A 16,197-nucleotide genomic window follows, 5' to 3' on the forward strand; every position below is an offset into this window, starting at 1 on the left:
GCTCCAATGAATGAGCTGGACCAACAACTGTTGGTGAGTGCATTGGAAGCAGCAGCGAAAGCCATAGTGATCACCGGCCGAAGCGCAAATATCATCAGCACCGGTATCAGCCTCTTTCCCCGCAATGGGCTGACTGTGGAAGCACTTGTCGACAGAGCGGACGCCACCATGTAGAGAGCGAAGGCAGCGGTAGCGTGGTGAGGGCCTTTTCCCCTGAAGGCACATGCCGAAGTCATTCGTCAGCTCGAACCGCCAGGATACTGCTGGGAACCTGATATAGCGTGTGTTCGGTCGTGCTGCCGATCAGCCTGTCTACAACCCTGCGGTGCACTCGCCCCATCACGACGACATCGATCACCTCGTCGCGCGCAAAGTCAGCAATACCACGAAGTGGTGACCCCATCAGGAAGTGACGACGTTCCTCGGGTACACCAAAGCGGTCGGCCAGGCTCACAAATGACTGGTGCAGGGCATTGCGCAATTCTTCAACCAGATCCGGCCAAGACTTATTGACCTCGCATTTGTAGCTCTGGTACGCGGGCAGGCAGTCATAGATGTACAACAAATGCAGCTCCGCATTGCACTGCAGCGCCAGGCCGGTGGCTGTCGAGATCAGCTTCTCGTTCACGCCACTGTTTTGGGCATCCACATCCATTGGATCGACTGCCGCAACGATCTTGTGTGGCAACGGATGCCGCGCTTCCCCCACCAGATGCAATGGCGCCGGACACTCTCGCAGCAGGTACCAATCAAACGGCGTCACAAAGGCACGCTTGAGCGCCGGCTCGCGCTGGATGTCCTTGACGACCAAGTCAGGTTGCATCTCAAGAATGTACCGAATCATTTCTCCCTGGCGATCAGTCGTCCATTCGACCGAGGTGGTAATTTTCACGCCCCGCGCGCGAAGCGCATTGGCTTCGTCCTCCCAGCGGCGGCGCTGCTCGAGCAGCAGGCCTTCGCGGGTGAGCTCCTGGGTCTTGTGGTCCAGCAAGTCGAAGTTCGAGAAGGGCTCCATGAATGCCGCGACATGGAGTGCCGAGTCGCCAGCAAGGGCCAGCGCGGCCGCACGCTGTAGGGCCGGGGAATGGCACTGGTCGGGATGGGCAATCAGCAACAGTCTTTGCATCGGGCTCATAAAGCACCTCCACATGTTGTGGCAACACAGGCTACTGCGGGTACTTCACTTTTTTTTACATTGCTCCCGGCGAATCCCGACGGTTTGATGTGAATCAAACTTGATGTCGAAAGCGGGCCCAGACTTGGGCCATGTGCGTTCTCGACTTCAGGGGCGGGCGTCATGGAAAAGCAGCATCAGTGGAACATCTGGTACTTCATCATCACTTTCAGCACCTTGATGCTGCTGCAGAGCTGGTGGGCGGAACAACGCGAAGTCGAGTCCATTTCCTACAGTGAGTTCCTGAACCTGCTGCAACAAGACAAACTCACTGATCTGAGGATCGACGATCAACGCATCAGCGGCACCTTGAAGGAGCCGATCCATGGTCGCACCCACTTCACCACCAACCGGGTTGAACCGGCGCTGGCCCAGGAGCTCGGCGGCGCCGGGGTCAATTTCACCGGGGTCGCACGGAGTCCACTGGCCAGTGCGCTCGGGTGGATACTACCCCTCGTCATGATCTTTGCCCTCTGGAGCTTCTTCTTTCGTGGCCTGGCCGAAAAGCAGGGTCTAGGCGGACTGGCCGCCATCGGCCGATCCCGCGCCAAGGCCCTGGTGCAGCGAGACACGGGCGTCACGTTCAAGGACGTGGCCGGCATTGACGAAGCCCGGGCGGAGCTGGAGGAAGTCGTGTCCTTTCTCAAAGACCAGCCACGCTACAGCCGGCTCGGGGCGCGCATCCCCAAGGGCATACTGCTGGTCGGCCCACCCGGTACTGGAAAGACTCTGATCGCCAAGGCCGTGGCGGGCGAAGCCGGGGTCCCCTTCTTCTCGATTTCGGGTTCGGAGTTCGTCGAGCTCTTCGTGGGCGTAGGCGCTGCGCGTGTCCGCGACTTGTTCGAACAGGCGCGCAAGGCCGCGCCCTGCATCATCTTCATCGACGAACTGGATGCCCTGGGCAAGATGCGTGGCCTGGGGTCGCTCGGTGGCAACGACGAAAAGGAACAGACCCTCAACCAACTGCTCGCGGAACTGGACGGCTTCGACCCTCGTGAAGGCGTAGTGCTGCTGGCAGCGACCAATCGCCCCGAAGTTCTCGACCCAGCGTTGCTGCGCGCAGGCCGCTTTGATCGGCAGATCCTGATCGACCGCCCCGACCGCTGTGGGCGCGCCGCGATCCTTCAGGTACATCTCAAGCATATTCGAGTCGGCAGTGAGGTCGACTGCGATCAGGTCGCAGCTATCACGACCGGTTTCACCGGCGCGGATCTGGCCAACCTCGTCAATGAAGCGGCATTATTCGCTACCCGTCGCGGCGACGACGCAGTACGAATGGAAGACTTCACCGCCGCTGTCGAACGCATCATTGCCGGCATTGAGCGCAAGAGCCGTTTGCTGCTACCCGAGGAGCGCCGGGTAGTGGCCTACCATGAGATGGGTCATGCACTGGCCGCCGTCTGCCTGCCGAGGATGGATCCGGTGCACAAGGTGTCCATCATCCCCCGAGCCTTCGGCTCGCTGGGTTATACCCTGCAACGGCCTGCCGAGGACCGCTTCCTGGTCAGTCAGCAAGAGTTGAAGGACCGGCTTGTGGTCCTCCTTGCCGGTCGCGCTGCCGAATCGCTGGTGTTCGGACAGATGTCCACGGGCGCTGCCGACGACCTGGCCAAGGCAACCGATATTGCTCGCCAACTGGTCACGCGCTTCGGAATGAGTAAGGAACTTGGCCAGGTTGTGCTGGAGAAGCCGACTTCCGCCTATCTCTCTGAGCACCTGCCAACAGCACGCGACAAGGACTACTCGGAAGAGACCGCCCGCGAAGTGGACTTATGTGTACGCAATATCATCGAGGAAGCCTACGCTCGCGCCACTGTGCTGCTGACTGAGCACCGTGACGTGCTGGAACAAGGCGCGCGCCTGCTACAGGAAAGGGAAACCCTGACCCCCGCGGACTTCCCGCCCCTGGCGCGCGGTCCGGATGCCCCGCTGCTTTCGCCACCGGTGCTGGGAATCGTGCCGCGTGGCCAACATTGATCCCGACCTCGTGATAGCGCAACTCTGACCCGCACGCAGCCAGTCAAGCCGTCCCCACCACCAGAACGCTGGTGGGAATCTGGTGGAGCACATGCTCCGCAGTACTGCCGATGACTTTGTCCAGACCATGCCTTTGCGCACGCCCCATGACTAGCACATCGGCGCGTTTGAGCTCGATGAATTCAGCGACCATGTGAACTCGGCGCCCCACCAGAAAGTGTCGGTGTTCCGGCGGAACGCTGAATCGATCAGCCATGGCAGAAAAGGCACTCCACATGGCCGCACGCAGATCCTCTGCGTAATCCGTTGCCCAGGCCAGGGACAGCACATCCGCAAAATGAGCCAGGCCGAGATCACAGACATGAAGCAGGTGGAGTTCAGCGTTGCATTGCAACGCAAGCCCTTGGGCCGTGTGGATGATTCGCTCGTTGAGACCAGGTGCTCGCTCCTCGGTGGCCGCCATGTCAACGGCAGCGACGACCGTGCGCGGCAGAGGATGGATGATCGCGCCAACCAGGTGCACAGGCACAGGGCACTCCTTGAGCAGGTACCAATCCAATGGCGTGACGAAGGTACGCAGAAGCTCCGAATCCAGCTGCGCCCCCTTGATCACCATGTCCGCTTGCAGCTCCGCTACCTGGGTCAGGATTTCTTCCAGTGGATCATTCGAGCAGATCAGGTCAGTGGATACCTGGATGCCCTTGGTGCGAAGGACTCCGGCTTGTTCCTCCAGCCAGTTGCGATACTGCGTCAATGCGTGCTCACGCAGTTGCACCTGGTCCGTCGGGTCCAGGCGGCGCATGGATGTGGTCAGTTCGAAAATCGTCACGATATGCAGCGAGGCGCCGCTGGCTTGGGCCAGGGCACTGGCGCGTTGTAGCGCGGCGGCGCTCTGCAGCGACGGATCGGCGATCAGGTACAGACGAGAATATTGGCTCATGACCCACCTCTGTTCAGACTTGACTGCGAACTCCTTGCCCATGCGTCCAGATTGCCCGCTTTCGCTCCCCTGCCCCTCCGCCCGAAGACCTCAGGAGACGGAGCCCGGGCTGGTGGATTGCATCCGTTGGCGCAGATAGGCCACCACGGCATCCACACTATCCAGGTGCCGGTAGTCCGCTTCCGGAATGCTGACGCCTGTGGCCTGGTGGAGGTTGCCGAGAAATCGCAGCCAGTCCATGGAATCCAGGTCCACCTCCTCGCGCAAGGGCCGATCGCTCCGCAAACGTTGAGGCTCGATCTCGGGCGCGACACTTGCCAAGGCAGCCAGCACCTGTCGGCGGATACTTTCTTCGTCCACGGCAGTTACCTCATAGACGTTCGGGATCCTGTAACAGCCTGTCGACTTCCCCCAGCAAGCGCGCGCCACTGTGGCCATCATTCGCCCGATGGTCGGCGGCTAGGCAGGCAGTGACGGTGGGCCTGACACAGAGATTGCCATTCTCAACCCAGGGGCGTTCGGCGATTCGACCGAAGCCGACCAGTGCCACCTGTGGCGGGTAGATCACGCCGAACACGGCATCGGCACTCTGGTCTCCCAGCGAGGTTACGGTAAGTCCCGCCTCCCCCAGCTCGGAGCTGCGCAGCGAGCCACTGCGCGCACGCATCACTAGATCTGTGAGATCAGCCATCACCCCCGCGAGGGGTTTGTCCGCAACATCCCGCAGAATGGGGGCGACAAGGCCACCCTGTCGCAGGGAGATGGCTACGCCCAAGTGAATGCCAGACACGGGTTCGAACCGCCCATTCTTCCAGCAACCATTGAACTCCGGATACTCGCGCAGTGCCAGGGCGACCGCCTTGAGCAACAACGCCGCCGGCAACAGGCGTTGCTCCGGTGGCAGCCCGGCGTTGAGCGCCTGCAACCAGCTCAAGGCGCCGGCCAGCGGGATGGTCTCTGAGAGGTAGTAATGGGGAATCTCCCGCTTGGAGCGGGTCATCGACAGGGCGATGGCCTGGCGCATCGCGTCAGCCCTGTCCGTCGTCGCCCCGGATACCGATGCGCGTTCCACATCCTCCAGAGTCACCACGCCATGGGGCCCGCTGCCCCGAACGGCCTCCGGGTCTATTCCCAGCTCCATCGCTCGCCGTCTGGCTGCAGGGGAAACCTTTGGCCGCTCTTCGACATCGCTGGTCGCCGTGGCAGTAGCCATGGGTCTGCGGATGGCGTTCTGCGCGGACTCGCCCTCCTCGAGCAGGAGCGCGATCACTGTGCCAACCGGCACCTTGCCGCCCGGCTCCAGGAGCAGCTGAAACACCTCACCATCCTGCCAGGCCTCCACATCGACCGCGGCCTTGGCGGTATCAACTACAGCGACTACCTGGCCTCGCCGAACCCGGTCGCCCGGTTTGATCCGCCATTCCAGAAGCGTTCCATAGTCCATATCCGCCCCCAGGGACGGCAACTTGAACTCGATCATGACTACCTCATCGGCCCGTATGGACCCGCTCGTCAGTGACCACAGAGGCCGCGAGCGGCCGCGACTATGTCCCCCACTTGTGGTAAAGCGGCATCTTCCAGATGCCGGGCGTAAGGAATAGGCACTTCCGCACTGCAGACCCGGACTGGCGGAGCATCCAGTTCGAAGAATCCCTGCTCGATAATCCGGGTGATGATTTCCGCCGACAGGCTTCCGCTACGCCAGCCTTCATCGACGACCAGCGCACGTCGGGTTTTGCGCACCGAGGCGAGCAGAGTTGCGTCGTCCAGCGGACGCAGGACACGCAGGTCGATAACCTCGGCGTCGATGCCCTCCTCCGCGAGCTGTGCGGCGGCGGTCAGTGTCTTGCCCAGGGTGCCGCCGTATGCGATCAGCGTCAGGTCGCGGCCGACCCGGCGCACCCGCGCCGTTCGGATGTCCACTGGCTCATCGGGAGTCAGTTCGCCTTCCAGGTTATAGAGCTGGGCATGCTCGAAGATAAGGACCGGGTCCGGGTCCTGCAGTGCCGGCCAGAGCATGCCGCGAGCGTCCTCGAGGGTCGCAGGCGCGAGGATCTTCAACCCCGGAATATGCGCGTACCAGCCTTCCAGGCTGTGGGAATGCTGGGCCGCCAGCTGGCGACCGGCGCCGGTGGCCATCCGTACCACTAATGGCACCGAGAACTGCCCACCGGACATATGCCGCAAGGTCGCGGCCGTGTTCATCAGAGGATCCAGGGCCAGCAGGCTGAAGTTAACGGTCATCACTTCAACGATCGGGCGCATGCCGCCCAGTGCGGCGCCAATGCCTGCGCCAACGAATGTCAGTTCCGACAGCGGTGTATCACGAACGCGCTCCGGACCGAACTCATCCAGCAATCCGCGGGATACCGCATAAGTACCGCCATAGCGCCCCACATCTTCACCCATCAGGAAAACGCGGGAATCACGCTGTAGAGCTTCACGCAGTGACTCGCGTATCGCCGCCCGATAGGTCGTTACCTGGCTCATGATGCAGGCTCCGGACTATAGACATCGCGTTCGAGCTCCGGCACGGGCTCCAGGCTACCGGCTTCTGCGAAAGCCACGGCAGCCTGCACTTCCTGGTTGACCTGCTCGGCGATCTCCAGGAAGCCGTTCTCATCGAGCAGGCCCTGGGCTTTCAGCCGTGCACTGAAGGTATGGATGGGCCCCCGCTCCTTCCACTTTTCCACCTCGGCCTTGTCGCGATACAGCTCCGGGTCGAACATCGAATGGGCACGGAACCGATAGGTCTGGAACTCCAGGAAATAAGGTCCGGACCGGCTCCTTATCGCCGCGACCGCTTCTTGCGTCGCGTCGAGCACAGCGACCACATCCATGCCGTCGACGCCTCGGGCGCGCACGTTGAAGGCCGATGCCTTCGCGCAAAGGTCCTGCTGGGACTGCGAACGGGCCAGCGCAGTGCCCATGGCATAGAGGTTGTTCTCACAGCAGAAAAGTACCGGTAGTTCCCACAACGAAGCCAGATTCAGCGTCTCGGCGAAGGCCCCCTCCGCCATCGCGCCTTCACCGAAAAAGCATGCGCAGAGGCTATCGCCGCCCCGCAGCTTTTCCGCCAACGCCAGGCCGGCAGCCAGAGGCAGACCGCCGGCAACGATCGCGTTGCCTCCGTAGAAGCGCCTGTGGGAATCGAACAGGTGCATTGACCCCCCGCGACCTCGTGAACAACCCTCCTGCTTGCCGTACATCTCGGCCATTATCGCCGTCATCGGCACGCCTTTAAGCAACGCATGGCCGTGTTCGCGGTACGTCGCCACGACACTGTCTCCGGGGGCCAGCGCATGCAGCGCACCAACCGCTACCGCCTCTTCGCCGATGTAGAGGTGCAGGAACCCCCGGATCCTGCCCTCGCCGTACAGTTCGGCGGCGCGCTCTTCCAGTCGCCGGATGCGCAGCATGTCGCGAAGCAGCTCCAGGGCATATCCGGCCGTGTACGGCACATCGGATGAGTTCATACGGGATTCTCCAGGGTCGACAGATCGCCTTCCGGCAGCCCCAGTTCCCGGGCCTTGAGCAGACGCCGCATGAGCTTGCCGCTCCGGGTATGCGGCAGGTCGGTGACGAACGCCAGTTCCTTGGGCGCCACCGCCGCACCCAGACGCTTTCGCGCATGGCCAAGCAACTCGTCGTGCAGGGCTGTCGTAGCGACCTGGCCGGCCTTGAGGGTCACGAAGGCCTTCACCGTCTCCCCCAGAAGCGGATCCGGCATGCCGATCACCGCGGCTTCCGCAACCTCCGGCAACTCCATCAACACGCTTTCCACTTCGAAGGGACCGATCAAGTGGCCCGCAGACTTGATTACGTCATCGCTGCGCCCGACGAACCAGTAGTAACCATCGGCATCGCGACGGGCCAGGTCGCCGCTGAGGTACCAATCGCCGGAGAAGCAGCGACGATAGCGCTCCTCCTGCCCGAGGTAGGCCCTGAACAACGCGGGCCACGGTTTTTTCAGTGCCAGTTCGCCCACCTGCTCATTGCCAAGGGGCACCAGCTGGCCTGTGGCGTTGCGACCGACAATCGCTGCATCAACGCCCGGCAACGGTTTACCCATGGATCCAGGTTTGATGGTCATCACTGCGGTGTTGGCGATCATGATTCCGCCAGTCTCTGTCTGCCACCAGTTGTCATGGATGGGGTGGCCGAGCACTTCCTTGCCCCACCATACGGCCTCGGCATTCAACGGTTCTCCGACGCTGGCGACAAAACGCAGGGCCGGAAAGGAATGCGCCGCAGCCAGCGCTGCGCCGGCCTTCATCAACAGGCGGATGGCAGTGGGCGCGGTGTACCAGACGCTGACATGCTGGTGCTCGAGGATGCCGTACCAGCGCTCGGCATCGAACTCTGCGCTATCGACGACGCTGGTCACACCCAGCATCAGCGGAGCGAGGATGCCGTAGGACGTGCCGGTAACCCAGCCCGGGTCGGCGGTGCACCAATAGATATCGTCCGGGTGCAAGTCGAGGGCGTACTTGCCGGTAACGTAGTGCGTCACGGCGGCGCCATGGACATGTAGCGCACCTTTTGGGGTTCCGGTGGTACCACTGGTGAAATGCAGTAATGAAGGGGTATCGGCCGTGGTCGGGGCGATGGTGAAACTGTCCTCCGCCTCCGCCAGTAGCGCATGCAGGTCGAGCGTATCGGGCGGAAGCGTCTCTCCCTGCCGGAGTCCATGGAGTAACACATGCTGGAGCAGCGGCAACCTGGCACGAATACTCTCCACCTTGCGCTGATACAGCGCCGCACTGGTGACGAGAACGCTCCCCTCCCCCAGAGCCATGCGCGTCGCGATCGGTTCGGGCCCGAAAGCTGAGAACAGCGGGCAGACCACGCAGCCATGCTTCAAGCCACCCAGCAGGCCCAGGTAAAGCTCCAGGCCTCGCTCGCATAGGACGAACAGGCGCGCCCCCGGAGCCACGCCGAGACGTTGCAACACATGGGCGAATCGATTTGTCCGGTTGCTCAGTTCATGGAAGCTGATGTCGTGGCTGCTGCCATCACGGTCCAGCAGCCGCAGCGCCGCTCGTTGTCGGGCCGGCCCCTGGGCATGCCTATCGACCGCTTCGAAGGCCAGGTTCAAGCCGTCGCCCGGCAGCCCGGCCAACGCCCGGGCCTCCGCCCCCCAAGAAAACGCGGCCCGCGCATCAGGAGTGTCCGTCCAGTTGGGACTAACGGGCAGGTCACTGGCTGTTTTCTCGATGATGACGGGGCGCATGGACCTGTTCTCCCCTTGCATCTCTTTCGGCTGGCCGGTGGTTTCAGGCTAGGTAGCCACAAACACTCCCGGTTTGATCTTCATCAAGAAATTTCGAAGAAGCCTGCAGCAGCGAGGCCCGAGGTGACGGCATGGCGCCGTGGACGATTCCACCCGCTTGTCCACTTTTCCCGGCCGTGGCCTGCGAATATCGGTCGGGGCTGATGAAGATCAAATCCAGCTCCTGTTTTCGCTCACATCGTGGGAGACATGCGAGCTTTGTTTTCCCCTGGAGGAGACGAATCATGAGCATCGGCAAATACTGCAAGCGCAACGTCGTCGTAGTGGCGCCCACCGAATCCATCCTGGCCGCCGCTCGACTGATGAGTCAGCACCACGTTGGCGACCTGGTGCTCGCCGAACAGGTCGGCGAAAACCGGTATCGGCCGCTCGGCATCGTGACAGACCGAGACATCGTTCTGGAAATTGTGACCAACAATGAAACTGCACTTGAGCGTACTTCTGTGGGGGCCATGAAGGTGCAGGATCTCGTCACCGCGGGCGAGAAAGAAGACGTGTTCGACGTGATTGGCAGAATGCGCCACTTCAGCATACGGCGCATGCCGATTGTCGATGACCAGGGGCTGTTGGTGGGCATCATCTCCGTTGACGACTTGCTCCGCGTACTCGCTGAAAATCTGCGTGATCTATCGCAGTTGGTGGGCTTCCAGAGCCTGCGCGAGAACGAGATCTAGGCTGGCTGACATGCCCGACAACCACTGCGCCAATTTCGCTCCTCTTGCCGACGGGCTGCCCGGCAATGATCGTATCGCGCGCATTTTCGAGGAGATTGCCGATCTGCTTGAAGTAGAAGCCGCAAATCCGTTCCGCATTCGCGCCTATCGCAAAGCTGCACGCAGTGTGCGCGCAACGGAATCCCAGCTCTCCGCCCTGGTACTGGCCGGCAAGCCGATACCAAAGCTACAGGGCGTCGGCGAAGACCTGGCAGAAAAGATCCGAACCATCAGCCATACCGGCAGTTGCCCGTTACTCGAGCGACTGCACGGCGAGGTGCCCGCGCGCCAGGTCGAGTTGCTGCAATTGCCCTTTATCGGACCGAAGCGACTTCGACTGCTGCAACAGGAACTGGGCATCGACTCCATGGAGACGTTGCGCGATGCCCTCGCTGCTGGTCGCCTGGCACAGATTCACGGCTTCGGACCACGCCTGCTCGCACAATTGAAGGCGGCATTGCAGGCCCGAACCCCAGGTGAACGTCGCTACTTGCAAACGGAGGCCCGGGCGCAGGCAACCCCACTGTTGGATTTCCTTCTCGGCCTGGAGGGTGTGGTGGCAGCCGAGGTCGCGGGCAGCCTGCGGCGCCGGCGGGAGACCGTCGGCGACCTGGATATCGTGGTCTGCGCCGCCGGCGATGCCATGCCGATCATCGCCGCATTGCTGGCCTACCCGCAGGTGGCCGAGGTGATTGCATCCGGCCCTACCCGCAGCACCCTGCGACTCAAAAGCGGCATGCAGGTTGATGTGCGAATCGTTGGCAGGATGAGTTTTGGCTCGACCCTGCAGTACTTCACGGGCAGCAAAGCCCATGGCATAGCGCTACGCCGCCGCGCGCGCAGGCTTGGCTGCAAACTCAATGAGTACGGCCTGTTCCGCGGCACGGAGCGGCTCGCCGGGGACACCGAGCAAGGTCTCTACAACGCACTGGGACTGCCTTGGATTGCCCCCGAACTGCGTGAAGACCGCGGTGAGATCGTCGCAGCGGAACGTCAGGGGTTGCCGGTCCTGGTCGAGCCAGGCGACCTGCGTGGCGACCTGCATTGCCATACCCGCGCCAGCGACGGCAACGATAGCCTGTGGGCAATGGCTCTGGCAGCACAGCACCTGGGTTGGGAATACCTGGCAATCACCGACCATTCGCAACATCTGGGTATTGCCCACGGACTGGACCCCGGGCGGTTGGCTCGACAGCTCGACGACATCGACCGAGTGAACGAAGAACTGGATTCGCTGACACTGCTCAAGGGCTGCGAAGTGGACATACTCGCCGACGGCAGGCTCGACCTTCCCGACTCCCTGCTGGCGCGACTGGACCTGGTAGTGGGAGCGGTGCATAGCCACTTCCGTCTGTCCTCCGCGCAGCAGACCCGGCGTATTCTCCGGGCCATGGACTCGCCTTACTTTACGATCCTCGCGCACCCTAGCGGCCGCCTGCTGCTGGAGCGAGAAGCCTGCGCCCTGGACATGCGCGCAGTGATCCGCCAGGCACGCCAGCGCGGCTGTTTTCTGGAACTCAACGCACAACCCCAGCGCCTGGACCTGGATGAGGAGCATTGCCGGCTGGCCAAGGACGAGGGGGTGCTTGTCAGCATCGCCTCGGATGCGCATCGGGCAATGGATTTCGCCCTGCTTGACTATGGCATCGGGCAGGCTCGGCGTGGCTGGCTCGAACGGGGGGATGTGCTCAACACCCGCAATCTGGTGCAGCTGCGAGCGCTGCTCCGTAGCACCCGCTGACGGCAAAGGGAGGACAGAGTACGAATCCACCCGGAACGGGCGGCGTTATCTGTCCAGAGTCGCACGTGCCTTGCGGATTCCCTCCAGCAGCGCCATTGCCAAGACGAAAGGGATCATGAACAGCCATGCGGAGACCGGCAACGGCGCGGTACCGAATAGCCAATTGCCCAAGGGGGCGTAGACGATGAACAGGATCAGTGCGACTTCGCATACCAGGCCCGCCCAGATCAACGGGTTGGGGCTGCCGAATCCGAACGGCCGTCCGCGCTCGCTTCGGCAAAGGAAGACATTCATCATCTGCATCACCACGATGGCGGCCAGGCAGGCCGTGGTAGCGACCTGGTATAGCGGCTCGTCAGGCGCCAAGGTCTCACCGTACTGCCAACCGCCGTTCCGGAGCACGAAGAAGAAGGCAGCGAGCGCAGCTGCGGCCTCCATCGGACCGAGGAAAAGGTAGGCACGAGCCAGCAGTCGGCGGTCAAGCAGGCGATCGTTGCGCGATGGAGGTGGACGTTGCATGACCTCCCGATCCGGGCGCTCGGCACCCAGCCCCAGCGCCGGCAGCATATCGGTACCCAGGTCAACGGCCAGTATCTGTACCACCGTTAGCGGCAGCGGGATGCGGAACAGTACAAACGCCAGATAGGGCACGACCTCCGGGATATTCGACGTGAGGATGTAGCTCATGAACCGACGGATATTTTGGAAAACCGCCCGCCCTTCCTCGACCGCCGCAACGATGCTGGCGAAGTTGTCATCGAGCAGTACCATGTCGGCGGCCTCTCGCGCCGCATCGCTGCCGGAAAGACCCATCGCGATGCCGATGTCTCCCTGGCGCAAGGCCGGTGCGTCGTTTACGCCGTCACCCGTGACCGCGACTGTCTCCCCCTTGGCCTGGAGCTCCTTGACAATTTGCAGCTTCTGCTCGGGATTGACACGAGCGAAGATCAGTTCCCGGGCTTCCAGTGCCAGGCTGAGCTGGCTGTGGGACAGACTCGCCAGGGTTGTTCCGGTGATCACCGTGGGCCGCCCCGTTGCCAGGCCAATTTCCCGCGCCACGGCTTCCGCCGTCCGAGGATGGTCCCCCGTCACCATCAGGACGCGGATACCCGCTTGCTGGCAGCGTCTGACGGCAGCCGGAACCTCGGGCCTGGGCGGATCCTCGAGTCCGACCAGGCCAATCAGTACCAGATCCTGTTCCAGATCTTCGCGCTTGTAGCCCTCCTCCACCGCCCGGTAGGCAAAAGCCAGCACTCGCAAGCCCCGATCGGCCAGGCGGTGCTCGGCCTCGCGCCAATGCTCCTGCTCGTGCTCGTCCAGAGGCTGCTCACCATCCTCTTGCAGGAAACGAGATGCGATGGGCAGCAACGCCTCCAGCGCGCCCTTGCTGTAGAGGACCAATCCCTCGGTGGACCGATGCAGGGTCGACAACATGCGGCGCTCGGCACTGAACGGCAACTCATCGACGAGCGGAAAGTCCACCGCGCCACCCGAGTGCTGGGCCATTCGCAACAACGCCTCTTCCAAGGGATCACCCACCAGGGCCTGCCGGCCATCGACCTCCCCCAGTTGCAGTGTCTGGCACAGCGAGGCAACAGCTCGCAGCGCCTGGGGCAAGATCACCGGCGCCGAGTCCAACGCGGTTTCCCGGCCCGCCCAGACGACCACCCGTGCTTGCATCCGGTTAAGTGTCAGCGTGCCGGTCTTGTCCGTGCAGATGACGGTGGCCGAACCCAGCGTTTCCACACTTGGGAGGTTGCGGATCAATGCCTGCCTGGCGGCCATGCGCTGAGCGCCCATGGCCAGGGACAACGTCACGGTCGGCAAAAGGCCCTCAGGCACGTTCGCCACAATGATCCCGATTCCAAACAGTAAGCTGTTCCAGAAACCCAGCCCGATCCATTGTCCTAGCACGAAGAACACCCCGCCAAGCAACATTGCCAACAGGGCGATAAGTCGGCTCAGGCGGTTGATCTGGCGTTGCAGCGGACTCTCTATATCGCCACCCGTCTGCACCAGTTGGGCAATACGGCCGAACTCGGTGCGCATCCCTGTCGCGTAGACCAGCGCTCGGGCCTCTCCACTGACCAGGACAGTGCCGGCCAGCAGGATATTGCGGCAGTGCAGCAGGTCAGGCGCATCGGTTGGCTGGGCATCCCGCGCCACTGGATAGGATTCGCCTGTCAGCGTGGCCGCATTGATGCGCACATCGAAAGCTTCCAGGATCCGGCAATCGGCCGGCACATTGTCGCCAGCTGACAGAAGCAATACGTCGCCGGGCACCAGCAGCGAGCGATTGAGCTTACGCAGGCGCGCCTCGCGCATCACCCTCACGCTATCTGGCATGAGCCCTTCTAGAGCGAGAATCGAACGTTCCGCCCGGTACTCCTGCCAGTAGGAAAACAGCGCATTGACCAAGATGACACAGAGAATGGCCACGCCCAGGGTCGCCATGCCTTTACCCGGATCGCTCCATTCGGCAATGAAGGCCAGGAGTGCTGCCAGCCATAGGACAATTGCCAGGAAATGGGTCAAACCGGCGGCCAGGCGACGCCACCAGGGCACAGTCCGCATATGCAGAATGCTATTGGCCTGGAACGCCTCGAGCCGTCGTGCAGCTTCCGTCGCCGTCAGACCATCCGGGCCGCTCTGCAGGCTGGTCAGCGCGTCCTCCGGCCTCAGGGTTTGAATTTTCATTCGCAGCGCCTCGCCACGCGGCACAAGCTCGAGCGGCGTACTCGTTCAAAGTCCGGCGCCCTGCTGCCGGACCGGTTCGCCCAGGTGTTCCAGGAACCACGCACCGGCCAACAGCGCGACTTCATCCAGAGTGCCCGGTTCCTCGAACAGGTGGGTCGCACGAGGAATGACCTCAAGCCCCTGCCGGCACGTCAGCGCCTGACTGACCTTGCGGTTGAGGCCCAGCGTCACCAGGTCACGGCCACCGACTATCTGCAGAATCGGAATGCGCAACCGGGACAGTTCGTTGCCGGCCAAATCGGTTCGTCCGCCGCGACTGACGATCGCCTTCACCTGCTCCGGTCGTTGGATGGCGGCCAGTATGGCCGCGGCTGCGCCCGTGCTGGCACCGAACAATCCCAGTGGAAAACGATCGAGGTCCGGGCTGGCGGCCAACCAGTCGAGCACCCCGACGAGGCGATGGGTCAACCGCGGTATGTCGAATCGAATTTCACAGGTGATCCGATCGATGCGCTCCTCGGATTCGGTCAACAGATCGAAAAGCAGCGTCGCCAGACCCAGCTCCCCCAGATAGCCTGCTACATGCTGGTTGCGGGGACTCCAACGGCTGCTACCACTACCATGGACGAACACCACCAGCCCCCTGGCTCCCTCCGGGACCAGCAGGTCGCCAATCAGGTGCGCATCCGCCAGATCAATGTTTTGTCGACGTTGACGCATCGATCATCTCCCCGGCCTCGACCCGCCTCCCCTGTTCGCGCTGCCAGGCCCGCTGCAACAGTTCGATCACTGCCTGATCTGTGACTTGGAAAAAGTCCACGTACCAGCAGCCGATCGCCGTGAACCATTGGGGGACGAATGGGCAAACGACTTCGTCCACCTGCTCACGCAATTCGGCCAAGGTGTCGTCCGGTGCCACTGGTACTGCGACTATCACCCGCGTCGCCCCTCGGTCGCGTACCGCTTTCACGGCGGCCTGCATGCTGGCCCCGGTCGCCAGGCCGTCGTCCACCAAGATCACTTGCTGGCCATGCAGGTCGGGCAACGGACGATCACCGCGGTAAACCTGTTCCCGTCGACGCAACTCTTTCAGCTCCCGCTCTGCGGCGGCGTCCAGGGTAGGTCCATCTATGCCATGGAGATTCACCACGTCGGTGTTGAGGTACCAGACACCGCCACTGGCAATCGCCCCCATGGCCAGTTCTTCGTGGAAAGGCACACCCAGCTTGCGCACCGGCATAAGGTCCAGGCGCAAATCCAGGGCGGTGGCTATTTCATAGGCGACCGGGACGCCGCCCCTGGGCAATGCGAGCACGATGGCATCCGGGCGTCCACGGTAGGCCGCCAGCAAAGGCACCAGCGCCCGGCCCGCTGCCTGGCGGTCGGGAATGGGAATCTGGATCGTATCGTGCTGCTGCATCCCGTTACCTCGCAATTCACAATGGATAACGGAATCCTGGCCAATTCCCCGCATGGAGCGCTCCATTGCTGCGATGTTTTCCTGCTTCTTGCAAACGGGTGTACCAACCCTCTGGAACGGCTCGGATCCCAGGTTCGCGGTCGGTAGCCTGCAACATCGGCCGATGGTTCGTGAGCAGTTGCCCAATTCCCTGAACCAGGTCCATTTTCTGAATCATCCTTCCTTTTGAATTCGCACCGACC

Annotated in this window: 14 protein-coding genes; 4 read left to right on the forward strand and 10 right to left on the reverse strand. The window is 62.4% G+C overall.

What is annotated here, in order from left to right; translation table 11 throughout:
- Positions 1–6: 6 nt before the first annotated feature.
- Positions 7–174 (forward strand): hypothetical protein, encoded by a 168-nt coding sequence (locus FXN65_RS27900; RefSeq protein WP_178119331.1) that lies wholly within the window; start codon positions 7–9, stop codon positions 172–174.
- A gap of 58 nt (positions 175–232) precedes the next feature.
- Here the strand turns inward: FXN65_RS27900 and FXN65_RS13950 are convergent, their stop codons facing one another.
- The gene (locus FXN65_RS13950) at positions 233–1,135 is read right to left on the reverse strand and encodes a universal stress protein (protein WP_151133762.1); all 903 of its coding nucleotides are present in this window, start codon (positions 1,133–1,135) and stop codon (positions 233–235) included.
- Between the two features lie 162 nt (positions 1,136–1,297).
- Between FXN65_RS13950 and ftsH the strand changes: the two genes are divergently transcribed.
- Positions 1,298–3,151 (forward strand): ATP-dependent zinc metalloprotease FtsH, encoded by a 1,854-nt coding sequence (ftsH, locus tag FXN65_RS13955; RefSeq protein WP_151133763.1) that lies wholly within the window; start codon positions 1,298–1,300, stop codon positions 3,149–3,151.
- 43 nt (positions 3,152–3,194) lie between these two features.
- Here the strand turns inward: ftsH and FXN65_RS13960 are convergent, their stop codons facing one another.
- The 6 genes from FXN65_RS13960 to acsA all read right to left on the reverse strand — a co-directional run bounded on the left by FXN65_RS13960 (position 3,195) and on the right by acsA (position 9,324).
- Positions 3,195–4,091 (reverse strand): universal stress protein, encoded by an 897-nt coding sequence (locus FXN65_RS13960; RefSeq protein WP_178119332.1) that lies wholly within the window; start codon positions 4,089–4,091, stop codon positions 3,195–3,197.
- 90 nt (positions 4,092–4,181) lie between these two features.
- A complete protein-coding gene (locus tag FXN65_RS13965; RefSeq protein WP_151133765.1) occupies positions 4,182–4,451 on the reverse strand; it encodes an acyl carrier protein in 270 nt (89 codons plus the stop codon).
- 10 nt (positions 4,452–4,461) lie between these two features.
- A complete protein-coding gene (locus FXN65_RS13970) occupies positions 4,462–5,571 on the reverse strand; it encodes a dihydrolipoamide acetyltransferase family protein (RefSeq protein ID WP_151133766.1) in 1,110 nt (369 codons plus the stop codon).
- 32 nt (positions 5,572–5,603) lie between these two features.
- On the reverse strand, positions 5,604–6,581 hold the full coding sequence (locus tag FXN65_RS13975) for an alpha-ketoacid dehydrogenase subunit beta (protein WP_151133767.1): 978 nt from the start codon (positions 6,579–6,581) through the stop codon (positions 5,604–5,606).
- Positions 6,578–7,567 (reverse strand): pyruvate dehydrogenase (acetyl-transferring) E1 component subunit alpha, encoded by a 990-nt coding sequence (gene pdhA / locus FXN65_RS13980; protein ID WP_151133768.1) that lies wholly within the window; start codon positions 7,565–7,567, stop codon positions 6,578–6,580. Before pdhA ends, FXN65_RS13975 begins: the two co-directional genes overlap by 4 nt.
- Entirely contained in the window at positions 7,564–9,324 is a 1,761-nt protein-coding gene (gene acsA / locus FXN65_RS13985) for an acetate--CoA ligase (protein WP_151133769.1), read from the reverse strand. The genes pdhA and acsA overlap by 4 nt, the downstream gene beginning before the upstream one ends.
- Before the next feature lie 284 nt (positions 9,325–9,608).
- Between acsA and FXN65_RS13990 the strand changes: the two genes are divergently transcribed.
- Both FXN65_RS13990 and polX read left to right on the forward strand, forming a co-directional pair.
- Positions 9,609–10,058: a CBS domain-containing protein gene (locus FXN65_RS13990; protein ID WP_151133770.1), complete on the forward strand. Its 450-nt coding sequence runs from the start codon at positions 9,609–9,611 to the stop codon at positions 10,056–10,058.
- A 10-nt stretch (positions 10,059–10,068) separates the two neighbouring features.
- A complete protein-coding gene (polX, locus tag FXN65_RS13995; RefSeq protein ID WP_151133771.1) occupies positions 10,069–11,838 on the forward strand; it encodes a DNA polymerase/3'-5' exonuclease PolX in 1,770 nt (589 codons plus the stop codon).
- 45 nt (positions 11,839–11,883) lie between these two features.
- On the opposite strand, the gene FXN65_RS14000 is transcribed toward polX, so the two are convergent.
- Genes FXN65_RS14000 through FXN65_RS14010 form a run of 3 tightly spaced genes read right to left on the reverse strand, consistent with a single transcriptional unit; the run spans position 11,884 to position 15,955 of the window.
- The gene (locus tag FXN65_RS14000; RefSeq protein ID WP_151133772.1) at positions 11,884–14,535 is read right to left on the reverse strand and encodes a cation-translocating P-type ATPase; all 2,652 of its coding nucleotides are present in this window, start codon (positions 14,533–14,535) and stop codon (positions 11,884–11,886) included.
- A 45-nt stretch (positions 14,536–14,580) separates the two neighbouring features.
- A complete protein-coding gene (locus FXN65_RS14005) occupies positions 14,581–15,255 on the reverse strand; it encodes a dienelactone hydrolase family protein (RefSeq protein ID WP_151133773.1) in 675 nt (224 codons plus the stop codon).
- Positions 15,230–15,955, reverse strand: a complete 726-nt coding sequence (locus FXN65_RS14010; RefSeq protein ID WP_151138806.1) for a phosphoribosyltransferase — start codon at positions 15,953–15,955, stop codon at positions 15,230–15,232. The genes FXN65_RS14005 and FXN65_RS14010 overlap by 26 nt, the downstream gene beginning before the upstream one ends.
- Positions 15,956–16,197: the final 242 nt, after the last annotated feature.

Source organism: Pseudomonas lalkuanensis, from assembly GCF_008807375.1.
Lineage (GTDB): Bacteria > Pseudomonadota > Gammaproteobacteria > Pseudomonadales > Pseudomonadaceae > Metapseudomonas > Metapseudomonas lalkuanensis.